Genomic DNA, 15,509 nt, shown 5'->3' with positions numbered 1-15,509 from the left:
TACAATATCCATAACACAATGATTTATATCGAAATTGTCAGATACCATCAATAGCGGTGGTTTCACGGAAAACGCCTATGTTTTTGTCTGCCTGAACACCCCATCAGCATCAGCACAAACGAAACAAAAATCAGCGGCGGAACGGCAGCGGGAAGAAAAGCAGGACAGGAAAAAACAGAAACCGCAGAAACGAAAAAGCCCCGCTGTAAGCGGGGCTTTCTCTGAATATGGTCGGCGAGATAGGATTCGAACCTACGACCCACTGGTCCCAAACCAGTTGCGCTACCAAGCTGCGCTACTCGCCGAAAGGCTGACTTGTCATGATGATGGTGCGAAGGGGGGGACTTGAACCCCCACGTCCGTAAGAACACTAACACCTGAAGCTAGCGCGTCTACCAATTCCGCCACCCTCGCAGGTTCATCACTACAGTCATGTTACATGTTATTAAATGGGGTGGCTAATGGGACTCGAACCCACGACGACTGGAATCACAATCCAGGGCTCTACCAACTGAGCTATAGCCACCATAACATCGCAACATTTTACTACTTACAACAACGAAATACTATACCGTAACTCTTACACGCATAATGGCGCGCCCGACAGGATTCGAACCTGAGACCTCTGCCTCCGGAGGGCAGCGCTCTATCCAGCTGAGCTACGGGCGCTTTGCGCCGTTGCGGGAGAGGATAGTACGGATTTCTCATCCGTCTGTCCAGTGCTTTTTTTCACAAATGTATTGTTTGCTCAGTCTTTGCCCGCTTTGCTGATAAAGAGAGCATTTTCCCGCAAAAAGCCGCCCGGACAGGGGCAATTATAATTTATTACCGTAGTAATAACCCAGAAATTTCAGCAGTTTTAACTGACGGCGGAAACGGGTCGGTTGTGATAGCAGGCGGTAGAGCCACTCCAGCCCCATGTTCTGCCACACCTTCGGCGCACGCTTCACATGACCGGTAAAGACGTCATACGTACCGCCCACGCCCATATACAGGGCATCCGGGTGGATCTTACGGCAGTCGCGCATAAAGATTTCCTGTTTCGGCGAGCCCATTGCCACCGTCACGATTTTTGCGCCGCTGTCGCGGATGCGCTCAAACAGGGCATCACGCTGTTCTGCGGTAAAATAACCATCCTGCGTGCCCGCCAGATTGACATTCCACTGTGCTTTCAGTTTGGCTGCGGTTTCCGCCAGCACTTCCGGCTTGCCGCCGACCAGAAACACCGGCGTATTTTCCTGCCCGGCACGTTCCATCAGCCCTTCCCACAAATCCGCCCCGGCAATCCGCGCGACATCCGCCTGCGGGTATTTGCGGCGGATAGCACGGACAATGCTGATCCCGTCCGCATACAGATATTCCGCGTTGCTCAGCAGTGTGTGCAGCGCCTCATCCTGTTCGGCAGTCATGACTTTCTCGGCATTAATGGCCACCAGTGTACCGGTTCTGACCTGCCCGTCCTTACACAGATAATCCAGAAAATGCGCCTGATTCCGGAAACCCTGAATCGGGTGGTTACGGATAGAATACTGCGGGATATTTTCCGCGCTGCCGGCATCAGAAGATAACGGTTCCATGCTAATTCCTTACGATGAAAGACGGGTGCGTTTGCCCTTGGAAATCACATAATGGCGGATAAGCCCGGCCGTTTCGAACAGCCAGTACAGTAATTTCGCCACCACCAGACAAAAGCCGAAAATAAGACAGAAAAACACCACGCGGGAAACGAATGAATCCATTCCTTCACGGGCCAGCACAATCATGTTAAATATCGCGCCGAAACAAAATGCATGCAGAATGGCCGCTTTGTAACGGTTTGTCTCCCGTTTGCCCAGCTCATACAGCCAGTCGAACCATTTGATTATCAACCCGACCACCACTGCACCGAGCGGAATAAACCAGAAGCCGCCCATCACCACCAGCGAGCCGATCAGGGTCGGTGAAATCGCCAGCCCGGAATGGTTGTTCAGCACTTCCCAGGTAAAATAGTTTGCCGCATTCAGTACGGTATCCGGCCGGTCCGGCCACAGCCAGGACGGGATAAAGACATAGAAGTCACGGATAATCGGTGCCAGCCCCTGGAACTCAATTTTGTCGTAGTTATTCAGCAGCAGGCCGAGGTTTTCCCACGGTGAGAAGGTATCGCGGGTCAGATAGAGGAACGTGTAAAACGCCTCTGCCCCGCTGACATCCAGGCTGTAGCGTTTGAGTGCCAGCCAGAACATCCCCACCACGCCGAAGACCCCGGCGCTGACCAGCATCCACAGCGAAATCCAGCCGCGCACAATGCCGATAAACAGAAACAGCGCAAACGCGATAATGATGTTGGCACGGGTACCGCCGACAATCACATAGGTCATAATCCCGAACGCCACCGTGGTGATCAGGAAGAAAATCCAGCGCCGGAATGTCGGTTTCAGGAAGAATACCACCAGCATCGCCGGGATAAAGAAGTAGAAAAAGCGCTTTAAGGCCACGCCGGTGACCTGGCTCGAGAAAATCTGACTGTAGGTTTTCAGTTTAAACAGCAGCAGCCCGTTTTCCATAAAGAAAATACCGGCGGTCGCGACAGCAATCGCCGCCAGCAGCAGCCAGGTAAGCCGGGTTTCTGTTTTGTTCATAGAAAACAGCGGTGTGCCGCTGTAAACCGCGTCAGGTCTGCGCAACCGGGTTTTATACGCCACATAATAAATGGCATAGAAACTGACTGACGCCAGCAGCGCCTGCAACAGCGCGGACGGCGGCACCACCTGCACATCAAACTGGAACACCAGCGCAAAGGTAAACGGGAAGCCGAAAAAGAAGGTCAGCAGATAGAGCATGGAGAAAAAGATATTAAAACTGAAGCGGACCCGGCGGAATTCCCGGTAGGTCAGCAGCAGAATAAAGGCCAGCGAAATAAACCAGACGGCAAACAGCCCGATGAAATCAAACTGACTCATGCCTGTTTCTCCTGCGCGGCAGCCAGTGCCTGCTCCCAGCCCTGCACAAAGTTTGGACTGAAAAAGGCAATTTTTTCCCGGTCAAGGGCGAACAGCTGCTCCCGCGCCTGCGCCACCACATCCGGTGTCACGTCATCACCGTAAAACAGCACCGGCACCTGCTGCTCGGTCATATCCTGCCAGAACGGGTTCTGACGGCTTATCACAAACGGAATACCGAACTGGATCAGCAGACACAGTGTGCCAATCCCCTGCTGGCGGTTAAAGATAAAGTAACCGAGATCGCATTGTTTCAGCAGATTCAGATAGATATCAAAATCCATTTTGTCTTTCAGGATCTCCGTCTGCTGCTGAGGGAACAACTGCTGTGCGAAAGCATCCACTTCGGCAATATAGTCACTGTTGTTTTCCGGATAACCCATCGGGATGATAATTTTCACCTTATCGCCGAATTGCTCATGAATGCGCGTCAGCGCCTCTTTATGGCGGTTTGAGCGGTCACCCGAGTTACCCAGCAGGATCATCATATTATCGTCACCACGCGGCTCAGGCGGCGTTAAAACCGTCAGAGAGGGATCCATCCGCGTCGGAAAATAGAGCAGGTCAGCCGGGATCTTCGGGCAGAACTGAGCAAAATAGTTTAAATCACCGCGCGTACCGAACACATGGCCGACCCGCTTCTGTGCCAGGCGGCGCAGATGATAAAACAGTCTGAATTTCAGCTGACGGGAATCCTCATACAGATCCGCGCCCCAGATATGCCAGTAAAACTGATGACGTTTAATTTTTCCTGACAATAATGCCAGCCAGATCAGGGCATTAAACTGACCGTGGAAGAAAAAGCGGCACTGCCGGTCACGTTTTGCTTTCGCGGTGACGGCATTCGCCAGGCTTTTTTTATCCGGCCAGACATCCAGTTCCAGGTTGGGATATTGCGCCAGAAGCTGCCCGGCGGTGGAAACAACCATAAATTCAGGCATTTCCTCACGCGGCAGCTGCGGTGCCAGCACATCATTGAAGAAGCGCAGCACGGTCTGGTTATGATGCGGGATATCAGATCCTAAAACGTGAATTAAAGTTGTCATGCTCGCCTGCAATAGATCAGAAATACGCTACAACACAAAAGGAAGTAGATAATATATGTCAGCATATAGGCCTGTGCCGCGCCGACGGCACCGTGTGCCGGAATCAGCCAGTACGCGGACAGCGTCAGTAAAGCAAACTGGGTCACTTCCGTCAGGATATAAAACCGCAGTGCGGCTTTGGCAATCACCAGATAACCGAAAACGTAAGCGCCCACTTTCAGGACATCACCGACCAGCTGCCAGGCAAACAGGTCACGCATGCCGGTAAACTTATCTGTGAACAACAGCCAGATAGCAAAATCGCGCAGCAGCCAGACCATAAAGCTGGCCGCCGCCACCGCCGGTAGCACAAATTTCAGCGATTTGATGATCTCACGGCGGATATCACTTTTTGCCTGTAACCGCGATAACGTCGGCAGCAGATAGACAGAAAACGACGCGGTAATAAACTGGAGGTAGGCATCCGAAATACTGGTCACGCCGCCCCATATCCCCACTTCCTCCCAGCTGTAGCGGGAGGCCAGCAGGTTCCGCATCATGATATACGCCACCGGCAGTGTGACAGCCGTCATCAATGCCATCAGGGTGAATTTCCCCAGATGGGAGGCAATCGCCCGATCCCAGGCCGGTTTCAGCTCGGAAAGCGGGAAATGGCGGCGGCGCAGCAGCATAGCAAACGCCGGAATAATAATCAGCGCCGGCACCAGCGCAAGCCCGGCCAGTGCGCCGTCATAGCCCCACCAGCGCTGGCAGAGATAATACGCGGTGACACCGATCAGACTGCCCGCGATAAGCGCCAGCGCATTGCCGGACGCATCCCGGTATCCTTTTATAATCGCGAGAAAATAGTTGGCGTAAGCAATACCCATCTGGATAAAGGCCACCGCCGCAACAACATCCTGATAAGCGTCATTGCCGTCAAACAGTGCCATGCTGATCGGCCTGCTGAACAGCAGAAACACAATCGCCAGCAGTGTCGAGAACACCAGAATCAGGGTGGAGGACGTGCCTAATACCGCGCGGCGTTTTTCCGCATCATCACGGTGCTCGGCGATATACTTGGTCACGCCGTTAAAAATACCGGCGCCTGACAGTACTCCCAGCACCGTAATCAGCTGGCGGAAGTTCAGGGCCTGACCGATACCGGACGGGCCGAATGTCAGCGCCATTAATTTAATGACCAGCAGCCCCGCTCCGATTTTGATCAGGGTGGAGCCGGCGGTCCAGACAGAGGCTTTGGCTAAGGACATACTACGCGAAGAAGCCCTTAATCAGGTGGATAACGCGCTGCTGCTCGTCTTCTGTCATGTTGTAGAACATCGGCAGACGTACCAGGCGCTCGCTTTCACGGGTGGTAAAGATATCCTCACCGTCAAAACGGCCGAACTCCATACCCGCCGGGCAGCTGTGCAGCGGCACATAGTGGAATACGGTCAGCACGTCATTGGCTTTCATGTATTCGCTGAATGCGGTGCGCTCTGCCACATCTTTCAGTTTGATGTAGAACATATGCGCGTTCTGTTCCAGATTTTCCGGAACAACCGGCAGGGTCAGCAGGCCATCCTGCGCCAGCGGGGTCAGGGCATCATAGTAAATCTGCCAGAATGCCAGACGGCGCTCGTTGATTTTTTCCGCTTCTTCCAGCTGTGCCCACAGATAGGCGGCCTGTAAGTCAGACATCAGATAGCTGGAGCCGATATCACGCCAGGTGTATTTATCGACCTGACCGCGGAAGAATTCACTGCGGTTGGTGCCTTTCTCACGGACAATTTCCGCACGGCCAATCATTGCCGGATCGTTAATCAGCGTGGCACCCCCCTCACCGCCGGAGGAGTAGTTTTTGGTCTCGTGGAAGCTGTAGCAGCCGATATGACCGATAGAGCCCAGCGCGCGCCCTTTGTAAGTTGACATCACGCCCTGCGCGGCATCTTCCACCACAAAGAGGTTATATTTCTTCGCCAGCGCCATGATGATGTCCATTTCACAGGCCACGCCTGCATAATGCACCGGTACAATCGCTTTGGTTTTATCGGTGATAGCCGCTTCGATTTTAGTTTCATCGATGTTCATGGTGTCCGGACGGATATCAACAAACACCACTTTCGCACCGCGCAGCACAAAAGCGTTGGAAGTGGACACAAAGGTATAGCTCGGCATGATGACTTCATCACCCGGCCGGATATCCAGCAGGATTGCCGCCATTTCCAGTGAGGCGGTACAGGACGGGGTCAGCAGAACTTTGGCGCTGCCGAACCGTTTTTCCATCCACTCTTCGCATTTTTTGGTGAACGAACCGTCACCGCACAGCTTGCCGCTTTGCATGGCCTGCTGCATATATTCAACTTCAGTGCCGACTACAGGTGGTTTATTAAATGGAATCATTGCATCCTCGGTATAACCAGTAGGCAGTGCTGTCAACCGCACCACCGCTTTTTGTATAAAGGCGCATTGCCGCAAGATTACTGAGTTGTGTTGCCACCCGTAATACCCGGCAGTGATGTTCTGCACACCACTGTTGCGCCGCCGACATTAATGTCAGGCCGATACCCTGACCCTGATTGCCCGGCAGTACCGCCAGCAGCCCGATACGGGCGCTGTGTTCATCTGTCTGACGGAGAGTGACAAACCCGGCAATCTCATTGTTTTTATTGCGGATCAGCAGACAGTCTTTATCAAATGTCCCGCGTACCGCTTTTTCCGCCCACACCGCATAAAACCGGGCGCTGTCATCCGGCTGATACCACGGCGCACGGAAACGGCTCTGACTGAAAACCTGTGCCGCTGCCTGTTTTATCACCGGGATATCCGTTTCATCCGCATAACAGAGTGTACTGTCAGACATTGCATTTTCTGTGCCACTCTTAAGTGACAATGCAAAATCCACCTCACTTTCCGCGAGGGAAAAGCCGAGTGCCGATAAACCGTCCAGTGCCGCGTTATCCCCGGCACTGATTTTGGCCTGCACCAGGTCATACGGCACAAAATCTGCCTCAGACAAGGGTGCTGCATCCGGGGAAAATGCCAGTTTTGCCGTTTTCAGGGCAAAAAAGTCACTTTCCCAGACGAGATGCTCAATACTGGCGCGGACGGACATGGAGTAAATTCTTCAGATACTGACCATAACCGGTCTTCGCCAGCTGACGGGCGGATTCTGCCACCTGTTCGTCATTCAGCCAGCCGTTGCGCCAGGCAATCTCTTCCAGACAGGCAATTTTAAAGCCCTGACGTTTTTCAACGGTCTGCACAAAAGTGCTGGCTTCAATCAGGCTGTCATGAGTGCCGGTGTCCAGCCAGGCAAAACCACGGCCGAGCAGCTCAACATTCAGTTCACCGCGCTCCAGATACATCTGGTTGATACTGGTGATTTCCAGTTCGCCGCGCTCAGACGGCTTCACCTGTTTGGCGATATCAACCACCTGATTATCATAGAAATACAATCCGGTAACTGCCCAGTTGGATTTCGGCTGTACCGGTTTTTCCTCAATCGACAGTGCGCGGAATTCATCATCAAATTCCACCACACCGAAACGTTCCGGGTCCATCACCTGATAGCCGAATACCGTTGCGCCGTGTGTCCGGGCCGCCACGCTTTTCAGTTTCGGACTGAACGCGTGACCGAAGAAAATATTATCGCCCAGCACCAGACTGCAACTGTCATCACCGATAAATTCCTCACCGATGATAAAGGCCTGTGCCAGGCCATCCGGTGACGGCTGTTCGGCATAGCTCAGAGAGATACCAAACTGATCACCGTTACCCAGCAGACGGCGGAATGACGGTAAATCTTCCGGCGTTGAGATGATCAGAACATCGCGGATCCCGGCCAGCATCAGCACGGACAGCGGATAGTAGATCATCGGCTTGTCGTAAATCGGCAGCAGCTGTTTTGACACCCCGCGGGTAATCGGGTGCAACCGTGTTCCGGAGCCGCCCGCCAGAATAATTCCTTTCATACCAGCCTCTTACTTATCCTGACCCAGTCCCAGACGCTGTCCGGCATACGAGCCGTCCTGCACCCGGCGCCACCAGGTTTCATTATTCAGATACCATTCCACCGTTTTGCGGATACCGGATTCAAAGGTTTCCTGCGGACGCCAGCCCAGGTCACGCTCAATTTTATCAGCATCAATCGCATAACGCAGATCATGCCCCGGGCGGTCTGTCACATAGGTGATAAGGTCGCGGTATTGCGCGACACCAGCCGGCTTCTGCGGGTGCAGTTCTTCCAGCAGCTCGCAGATAGTTTCCACCACCTGAATATTTTTGCGCTCGTTATGACCGCCGATATTGTAGGTTTCGCCAATATTTGCCTGCGTTACCACGGTATACAACGCACGGGCGTGATCATCCACAAACAGCCAGTCGCGGATCTGCTCACCTTTGCCGTAGACCGGCAGCGGTTTACCGGAAATCGCATTGAGGATCACCAGCGGGATCAGTTTTTCCGGGAAGTGGTACGGACCGTAGTTATTTGAACAGTTGGTGATCACCGACGGGAAGCCGTACGTCCGCTGCCAGGCGCGCACCAGATGGTCACTGGAAGCTTTGGACGCAGAATACGGGCTGCTCGGTGCATACGGTGTGGTTTCCGTGAAAAAGCCGTCAGGCCCTTCCAGGTCACCGTACACTTCATCAGTGGAGATATGGTGGAAACGGAATGCGGATTTTTTCTCCGCATCCAATGCCGTCCAGTAATGGCGCGCCGCTTCCAGCAGTGTGTAAGTGCCCACAATGTTGGTTTCGATAAACGCCGCCGGGCCGTCGATAGAGCGATCCACATGACTTTCCGCCGCCAGATGCATGACGGCATCCGGCTGATACTGTGCAAACACGCGGTCAAGCGCCGCGCGGTCACAGATATCGACCTGTTCAAAGGCATAGCGCGGGTCATCCGCCACCGGTGCCAGTGATTCGAGGTTACCGGCGTAGGTCAGTTTATCCACCACCACCACACTGTCAACAGTGTCACTGATGATATGACGAACAACCGCAGAGCCGATAAAACCGGCTCCGCCTGTCACTAAAATACGTTTCAACGCCATACTCCTTTGGTGTCGATAATCCATTTCTGCGGGATCTGGCTGCCCGGGATGCCTTTGAACGGGGTGTGATCCACCAGCAGCAGAATGATATCCGCATCCGTAATGGCTTTTTCGATGGAGACCAGCTCTGCCAGACCCTTCAGTTTGTTCGGCAGTTCATGAACGTTCGGCTCGACCGCCAGCGTTTTCCCTGCATGCCACTCAGCCACCATTTTGGTCACCTGAACCGCCGGGCTTTCACGCAGATCGTCGATGTTTGGTTTGAATGCCAGGCCAAAGCAGGCAATAGTCACTTCATTGGCACGTTTGCCGGTTTCTGTCAGGCAATCAGCAACCGCTTGTTTTACCTGATCAATCACCCACAGTGGTTTGCCGTCGTTGACCAGACGGGCAGTGTGGATCAGACGGGCCTGTTTCGGGTTCTGCGCCACGATAAACCACGGGTCAACCGCGATACAGTGACCGCCGACACCCGGACCCGGCTGTAAAATATTCACACGCGGATGGCGGTTTGCCAGGCTGATCAGTTCCCAGACATTGATGCCCTGGTCAGCACAAATCAGTGATAATTCATTCGCAAACGCAATGTTCACATCGCGGAAGCTGTTTTCGGTCAGTTTGCACATCTCCGCAGTACGTGCGTTAGTGATGACACACTCACCTTCCAGGAAGATGTTATAGAGTTCACTGGCGCGTTTTGATGATTTTGGTGTCATCCCGCCGACCACACGGTCGTTTTTAATCAGTTCAACCATCACCTGACCCGGCAGTACGCGCTCGGGACAATAGGCGATATCGATATCCGATTCTTCACCCGCCTGCTGCGGGAAGGTCAGATCAGGACGTGCTGCTGCCAGCCACTCTGCCATCTGCTCAGTCGCACCGACCGGCGAGGTGGATTCGAGAATAATCAGGTCACCTTTTTTCAGTACCGGGGCGATAGATTCCGCCGCAGACTGCACAAAAGCCAGATCCGGCTCGTGATCACCTTTAAACGGTGTCGGTACCGCAATCAGGAACGCATCAGCAGGCTGAGGTTTGGTGAAGGCTTTCAGGAAACCGCCTTCCACCGCTGTTTTCACAACCGCGCCCAGGTCCGGCTCCACAATATGAATTTCACCACGGTTAATAGTATCAACCGCATGCTGGTTCACATCCACACCAACCACATTCTTCTGACGGGAGGCAAATGCTGCCGCTGTTGGTAAACCGATATAACCCAGACCGACAACAGAAATAGTTTCAAAACTCATAATGTCACCTGATTGTTTTTCAATGCTTCAAGAATACGCTGGCACGCTTTTCCGTCCCCGTAAGGGTTATGTGAACGGCTCATCTCATGATAAGCCGACGGATCGGTCAGCAATCGCGTTACTTCACGAACGATAGTGCCGGTTTCGGTGCCGACCAGACGAACAGTCCCGGCGTCAACCGCCTCCGGACGTTCGGTGGTATCACGCATCACCAGAACCGGTTTACCTAATGACGGTGCTTCTTCCTGAATGCCGCCGGAGTCGGTCAGGATCATATAAGCATGGTTCATAAGGTAGACAAAAGGAAGGTAATCCTGCGGACTGATCAGCACAATGTTGCTGATATCATGCAGGATCCGTTTTACCGGCTCACTGACATTCGGGTTGAGGTGAACCGGGTAGACAATCTGGACTTCCGGATGGGTCGTGGCAATTTCCGCCAGCGCGTGACAAATCCGCTCAAATCCGCCGCCGAAACTCTCACGGCGGTGACCGGTAACCAGAATCATTTTTTTGCTGCTGTCGATAAACGGATACTGTTCATCCAGTTGTGCCAGCAGGGCTTTGTCCTGCATGATGCGGTCGCGGACAGCAAGCAGGGCATCGATCACCGTATTGCCGGTGACGAAAATATGGTTGTCGCGGATACCTTCATGCAGCAGGTTTTCGCGTGAATTTTGTGTCGGCGCGAAATGGTACATTGCCAGGTGTCCAGCAATTTTGCGGTTGGCTTCTTCCGGCCACGGTGAATACAGATTGCCGGTGCGCAGACCCGCTTCCACATGCCCCACCGGGATCCGCTGGTAAAACGCCGCCAGGCTGGTTGCCATGGTGGTTGCGGTATCGCCGTGAACCAGAACGACATCCGGTTTAAAGTCGGCCAGAACCGGCTTTAACCCCTCAAGAATACGACAGGTAATATCTGTTAAATCCTGCCCCGGGCGCATAATATTGAGATCATAATCCGGTGTGATCTCAAAAAGGTGTAATACCTGATCCAGCATTTCACGATGCTGCGCGGTCACACAGACTTTTGCCTCAAAAGCCTGATCCGCTGCCAGCGCATGTACCAGCGGCGCCATTTTGATGGCTTCCGGGCGGGTACCAAATACAGTCAATACTTTCACTGAGAGTCTCTTTTATTTTATATGATATCCGGCTTTCCGGCCGGTGACGGTTTCCCGCCTTAAAACAGGCCGGGAACAGTGCCCCGGCCGGTTGTTCTGCCGCTGCCGTTACGGACGGCGGCGAACCAGTGCCACCCCGGCACCGGTCAGTGCACCAATAAAGCCCCACATAATCATCATGAAGGCACGGCGCGGGCTGTCACGTTTTACCGGCTCGTCCGGGGTTCGCAGATAGCGGTAGGCACGGAAGTTATCTTCCAGCGCCGGGCCGACATTCAGCGTTGACAGCATGGCAATGTTTTGCTCGTAGTCTTTGTCAAACTCCGGCCCGGCGGCTTCCAGTGTCTCCAGGCGCGCCTGCAGCATCGGTGTGCCTAACAAAAACAGCTGGGAGGATGGCAGTTCGTCAGCAGGTATATCTGTCCGGCTGCGGCTGATCCCCTGTTTCTGTGCGGCCGCGATAGCATTTTTCAGCTGTCCGGTTTCACGCTGATACAGCGATTCCGCCACCATCTTCTGGCGTTTGACCAGTGCTTTCAATGACTGAGTGCGGGTCGCCCAGGCACCTTTCAGCTCATCGTTAAGATTCTGAGCCGCACGCGCATTGGCGAAATCCACATACTGACTCAGCAGTTTCGCCGAGTCCGCTGCCGATTCCGCTGTCAGGGTCAGCGTATCATTCACCAGTTTTTTCGTGTCATCACGCGGGGTCAGCGTGATGTTGTTGATCATTTCGTCCAGCAGTGCCGCATCCGCTTTGGCATCATTTTCCATACGGGATTTGTAGTAATCCGTCTGTAACCAGAAATCGCGGCGGGTATCGTAAGAGGCCGCCTGGGTAATAAACTCCTGGTAAGCCTCATTCGGGATCGGCAGCAGTGCGGAAGATTCCTGCGCGGCATTCAGATGCGTGTCCAGATTGCGCATAAATTGCTGCTGGGAATAATATCCGCCTAAATTATTAACGGTCGGATAGTCAGTGATCGCCGTGGAATTCCACTTCTGCTGCATAAAATAACTGGCACCTAATGCAACCAGCGCAAACACAACCGCCGTCCCGGCAATCCATAATTTTCCGCGCCATAACGACATAAATAACGCACGGATATCTAATTCCTGGTCATACTGCGTTTGTTGCGGGTCCGGAGTATTTTCTGAACGCATATCAACATGTGCCTCTGTGGTTAAAAATTTAGTGTGTGACCGATTTACGACGCATACGGCGTCTGTGGCGTTTGATAAAACGAGCCACTTTCCAGGCGCGTTTTATGCAGTAGCCGTACATAATAAAAGCAAGCAAGAACAGTGCCAGCATTACCCATTCAGGGACAAAGCTGAGTATCTGTCCGGTAATACCGATAGCCGCTAATACGGCTGCAGCAAGGGTTATCACCACAAAGGATTCGCGGGACGTAAACCCGGAACGCATAATCAGATGATGAATATGCTGGCGATCCGGTGAAAACGGGCTCATCCCTTTACGCAGACGGCGGTACATAATCGCCACCATATCCATCAGCGGAATAGCGATCACCCACAGTGCGGTCACGGCATTAATCGCATGCGGCTCCCCGCCCTGTGAGGCTGATGTCAGCAGCCAGATAATAGTGAACCCGATCAGCGTACTGCCCGCATCACCCATAAAGACTTTAAAACGGCGGCCGAACAGCCCGAGGTTAAAACAGATATACGGCAGAATGGCAGCGATAAAGGTAAAGCACCAGAATGCCAGACCGCTGTTACCGCTCAGGGCAAACAGGATCCCCAGCGCGCCGAAAGAGACACAGGAAAGCCCGCCGAGCAGACCGTCGATACCATCCACCATATTGAACGCATTCACCGCGCCCCATACCGCAAACAGTGTCAGCACATAGCTGAACGGCCCGAGAGTCAGCTCCCACGGCCCGAATGCATGACCCAGGCTGTCAATTTTCAGGTTGGCAAACACCATCATAATGATAGCAACCACCGCCTGAACACCGGCCCGCAGTTTCACACTGAGGTCAAACCGGTCATCGAGCGCCCCGACCAGCACCAATGCACCGGCGCACCCGAGATATATAAATTTATGCGCAATAAACTCATCACTGATGAGGAAAGCAAAGCAGACACTGATAAAAATAGAAATTCCGCCGACTAACGGGACCAGTCCCTGATGCTTTTTGCGGTAATTGGGTTTATCCACCAAACCGACAGCGACGCCGGCCTTACGGGCTGCAAAGACCGTCGCGGTGGCGAACACAAATATGATTAGGAGTTCAGTTAACATAGTGAGATTCACAACAACCCTTTCAGATATTTTTATTATCCCTGCCGGCCGACATCACCGTGCAGAACCTGCCATTACCAGGCAAATAATACATGCAAGAAACATACCATGCCCTGTAAAACGGGCGCTCCGTGCATAACCGGTAAAAAAAAACGCCACAATACATGCGGCGTTAGTTATAAAGTGTCGTCGAAAAGCTACGAGCGTTTCATGAAGTCGAAGAACTCTTCGTTGGTCTTCGTCATCGCGAGTTTGTTAATCAGGAACTCCATCGCATCAATCTCACCCATCGGATGGATAATTTTGCGCAGGATCCACATTTTCTGCAGTTCATCCTGAGTGGTCAGCAGCTCTTCTTTACGTGTACCGGAGCGGTTGTAATCAATCGCCGGGAAGACACGTTTTTCTGCGATCTTACGGGACAGGTGTAATTCCATATTACCTGTACCTTTAAATTCTTCGTAGATAACTTCATCCATCTTCGACCCGGTATCAACCAGTGCGGTCGCGATGATAGTCAGACTTCCGCCCTCTTCCACGTTACGCGCGGCACCGAAGAAACGCTTAGGACGATGCAGGGCGTTGGCATCCACACCACCGGTCAGTACTTTACCGGAGGAAGGAACGACGGTGTTGTAGGCACGGGCCAGACGGGTAATGGAGTCGAGCAGGATGATGACATCTTTTTTATGCTCAACCAGACGTTTGGCTTTCTCGATAACCATTTCCGCGACCTGAACGTGACGCGCTGCCGGTTCATCAAAGGTGGACGCGATAACTTCACCTTTAACCAGACGCTGCATCTCGGTCACTTCTTCCGGACGTTCGTCGATCAGCAGAACCATCAGCACACAGTCAGGGTAGTTATGCGCGATATTAGCCGCGATATTCTGCAGCAGCATGGTTTTACCGGCTTTCGGCGGTGCCACAATCAGACCACGCTGACCACGGCCGATAGGAGCGGCGAGGTCAAGCACACGGGCGGTTAAATCTTCTGTTGAACCATTACCACGCTCCATACGCAGACGGCGGTTTGCGTGCAGCGGTGTTAAGTTTTCAAACAGGATTTTACTGCGGGCGTTTTCAGGTTTGTCGAAGTTGACTTCGTTAACTTTCAGCAGGGCAAAATAACGTTCGCCTTCTTTCGGCGGGCGGATTTTACCTGAAATGGTGTCACCGGTACGGAGGTTAAAACGGCGGATTTGGCTGGGAGAAACGTAGATATCATCAGGGCCTGCGAGGTATGAACTGTCAGCAGAACGGAGGAAACCAAAGCCGTCCTGCAATATTTCCAGCACACCGTCACCGAAAATATCCTCGCCGCTCTTCGCGTGCTGCTTGAGGATAGAGAAGATGATGTCCTGCTTTCTCATACGGGCCAGGTTTTCCAGCCCCATATTTTCGCCGAGAGTAATCAGCTCTGATACCGGCGTATTCTTTAATTCGGTAAGATTCATAATGGTGGGTTCTTTGACTCGGGGTGTATCTCGAATTATGAACGTGAATAATACGGTAACGTTATCGCTACCAGGTTAATTTTTTACAAAACCGATTTTCACTGTTAATACGAATATTTTTGCATTTCCAGGTAATCGTCTGCAAGGCTGACTGTGAACACCCGGCACAGGGCAAGATGTGATGCACATCCTATTTGGGAGAACAAATTGGGTGACATTCCCGCAAATTAGATTTATCTCCGAGGGATAACCGGACACCGGGACCGGGATATCGGATACCTTGATGTATCCGGAGATAACAGACTTTCAGACACTACAGAGTTGTCAGTATGCT

The 15,509-nt window shown here is 52.8% G+C and carries 13 protein-coding genes and 4 tRNA genes; all 17 read right to left on the bottom strand.

The features are described 5' to 3' along the window. Positions 1–228 precede the first annotated feature (228 nt). Positions 229–305: transfer RNA gene (locus ACF8OF_RS18810), tRNA-Pro, on the bottom strand. A 22-nt stretch (positions 306–327) separates the two neighbouring features. Further along, positions 328–414: transfer RNA gene (locus tag ACF8OF_RS18805), tRNA-Leu, on the bottom strand. 36 nt (positions 415–450) lie between these two features. Beyond that, a tRNA-His gene (locus tag ACF8OF_RS18800) sits at positions 451–526 on the bottom strand. A gap of 66 nt (positions 527–592) precedes the next feature. Further along, positions 593–669, bottom strand: a tRNA-Arg gene (locus ACF8OF_RS18795). Positions 670–815: 146 nt separating this feature from the next. Next, complete coding sequence (gene wecG / locus ACF8OF_RS18790) at positions 816–1,577, bottom strand: lipopolysaccharide N-acetylmannosaminouronosyltransferase (RefSeq protein ID WP_262860429.1); 762 nt, start codon at positions 1,575–1,577, stop codon at positions 816–818. A 9-nt stretch (positions 1,578–1,586) separates the two neighbouring features. Further along, the gene (wzyE, locus tag ACF8OF_RS18785; protein ID WP_108655919.1) at positions 1,587–2,942 is read right to left on the bottom strand and encodes an ECA oligosaccharide polymerase; all 1,356 of its coding nucleotides are present in this window, start codon (positions 2,940–2,942) and stop codon (positions 1,587–1,589) included. After that, the gene (locus ACF8OF_RS18780; protein ID WP_279798937.1) at positions 2,939–4,027 is read right to left on the bottom strand and encodes a TDP-N-acetylfucosamine:lipid II N-acetylfucosaminyltransferase; all 1,089 of its coding nucleotides are present in this window, start codon (positions 4,025–4,027) and stop codon (positions 2,939–2,941) included. Before ACF8OF_RS18780 ends, wzyE begins: the two co-directional genes overlap by 4 nt. After that, a complete protein-coding gene (gene wzxE / locus ACF8OF_RS18775) occupies positions 4,024–5,277 on the bottom strand; it encodes a lipid III flippase WzxE (protein WP_392497385.1) in 1,254 nt (417 codons plus the stop codon). The genes ACF8OF_RS18780 and wzxE overlap by 4 nt, the downstream gene beginning before the upstream one ends. A gap of 1 nt (position 5,278) precedes the next feature. Continuing rightward, on the bottom strand, positions 5,279–6,409 hold the full coding sequence (gene rffA / locus ACF8OF_RS18770) for a dTDP-4-amino-4,6-dideoxygalactose transaminase (RefSeq protein WP_279798939.1): 1,131 nt from the start codon (positions 6,407–6,409) through the stop codon (positions 5,279–5,281). Then, entirely contained in the window at positions 6,396–7,121 is a 726-nt protein-coding gene (gene rffC / locus ACF8OF_RS18765; protein WP_392497384.1) for a dTDP-4-amino-4,6-dideoxy-D-galactose acyltransferase, read from the bottom strand. The genes rffA and rffC overlap by 14 nt, the downstream gene beginning before the upstream one ends. Beyond that, entirely contained in the window at positions 7,099–7,980 is an 882-nt protein-coding gene (gene rfbA, locus ACF8OF_RS18760; RefSeq protein WP_392497383.1) for a glucose-1-phosphate thymidylyltransferase RfbA, read from the bottom strand. Before rfbA ends, rffC begins: the two co-directional genes overlap by 23 nt. Positions 7,981–7,989: 9 nt before the next feature. Then, positions 7,990–9,069, bottom strand: coding sequence for a dTDP-glucose 4,6-dehydratase (rffG, locus tag ACF8OF_RS18755; RefSeq protein ID WP_392497382.1), 1,080 nt, complete (start codon positions 9,067–9,069; stop codon positions 7,990–7,992). Further along, positions 9,060–10,322 (bottom strand): UDP-N-acetyl-D-mannosamine dehydrogenase, encoded by a 1,263-nt coding sequence (gene wecC / locus ACF8OF_RS18750; RefSeq protein ID WP_072872224.1) that lies wholly within the window; start codon positions 10,320–10,322, stop codon positions 9,060–9,062. Before wecC ends, rffG begins: the two co-directional genes overlap by 10 nt. Then, positions 10,319–11,449: a non-hydrolyzing UDP-N-acetylglucosamine 2-epimerase gene (gene wecB / locus ACF8OF_RS18745; RefSeq protein WP_392497381.1), complete on the bottom strand. Its 1,131-nt coding sequence runs from the start codon at positions 11,447–11,449 to the stop codon at positions 10,319–10,321. The genes wecC and wecB overlap by 4 nt, the downstream gene beginning before the upstream one ends. A gap of 108 nt (positions 11,450–11,557) precedes the next feature. After that, positions 11,558–12,613, bottom strand: a complete 1,056-nt coding sequence (gene wzzE, locus ACF8OF_RS18740; RefSeq protein WP_262860437.1) for an ECA polysaccharide chain length modulation protein — start codon at positions 12,611–12,613, stop codon at positions 11,558–11,560. Positions 12,614–12,641: 28 nt separating this feature from the next. After that, on the bottom strand, positions 12,642–13,718 hold the full coding sequence (gene wecA / locus ACF8OF_RS18735) for a UDP-N-acetylglucosamine--undecaprenyl-phosphate N-acetylglucosaminephosphotransferase (RefSeq protein ID WP_392497380.1): 1,077 nt from the start codon (positions 13,716–13,718) through the stop codon (positions 12,642–12,644). Positions 13,719–13,915: 197 nt separating this feature from the next. Next, positions 13,916–15,175, bottom strand: coding sequence for a transcription termination factor Rho (rho, locus tag ACF8OF_RS18730; protein ID WP_004234397.1), 1,260 nt, complete (start codon positions 15,173–15,175; stop codon positions 13,916–13,918). Positions 15,176–15,509: the final 334 nt, after the last annotated feature.

This window comes from Morganella sp. TYF_1 (genome assembly GCF_043105645.1).
GTDB lineage: Bacteria > Pseudomonadota > Gammaproteobacteria > Enterobacterales > Enterobacteriaceae > Morganella > Morganella morganii_B.
This window is presented reverse-complemented; position numbering and strand designations above follow the sequence as displayed.

Bases quoted from the DNA above. Each gene is read 5' to 3' on its own strand.
- rffG (WP_392497382.1), bottom strand. From the start codon at position 9,069: ATGGCGTTGAAACGTATTTTAGTGACAGGCGGAGCCGGTTTTATCGGC.
- rho (WP_004234397.1), bottom strand. From the start codon at position 15,175: ATGAATCTTACCGAATTAAAGAATACGCCGGTATCAGAGCTGATTACT.
- wecA (WP_392497380.1), bottom strand. From the start codon at position 13,718: ATGTTAACTGAACTCCTAATCATATTTGTGTTCGCCACCGCGACGGTC.
- wecC (WP_072872224.1), bottom strand. From the start codon at position 10,322: ATGAGTTTTGAAACTATTTCTGTTGTCGGTCTGGGTTATATCGGTTTA.
- rfbA (WP_392497383.1), bottom strand. From the start codon at position 7,980: ATGAAAGGAATTATTCTGGCGGGCGGCTCCGGAACACGGTTGCACCCG.
- rffC (WP_392497384.1), bottom strand. From the start codon at position 7,121: ATGTCCGTCCGCGCCAGTATTGAGCATCTCGTCTGGGAAAGTGACTTT.
- wzxE (WP_392497385.1), bottom strand. From the start codon at position 5,277: ATGTCCTTAGCCAAAGCCTCTGTCTGGACCGCCGGCTCCACCCTGATC.
- rffA (WP_279798939.1), bottom strand. From the start codon at position 6,409: ATGATTCCATTTAATAAACCACCTGTAGTCGGCACTGAAGTTGAATAT.
- wzzE (WP_262860437.1), bottom strand. From the start codon at position 12,613: ATGCGTTCAGAAAATACTCCGGACCCGCAACAAACGCAGTATGACCAG.
- wecG (WP_262860429.1), bottom strand. From the start codon at position 1,577: ATGGAACCGTTATCTTCTGATGCCGGCAGCGCGGAAAATATCCCGCAG.
- wzyE (WP_108655919.1), bottom strand. From the start codon at position 2,942: ATGAGTCAGTTTGATTTCATCGGGCTGTTTGCCGTCTGGTTTATTTCG.
- ACF8OF_RS18780 (WP_279798937.1), bottom strand. From the start codon at position 4,027: ATGACAACTTTAATTCACGTTTTAGGATCTGATATCCCGCATCATAAC.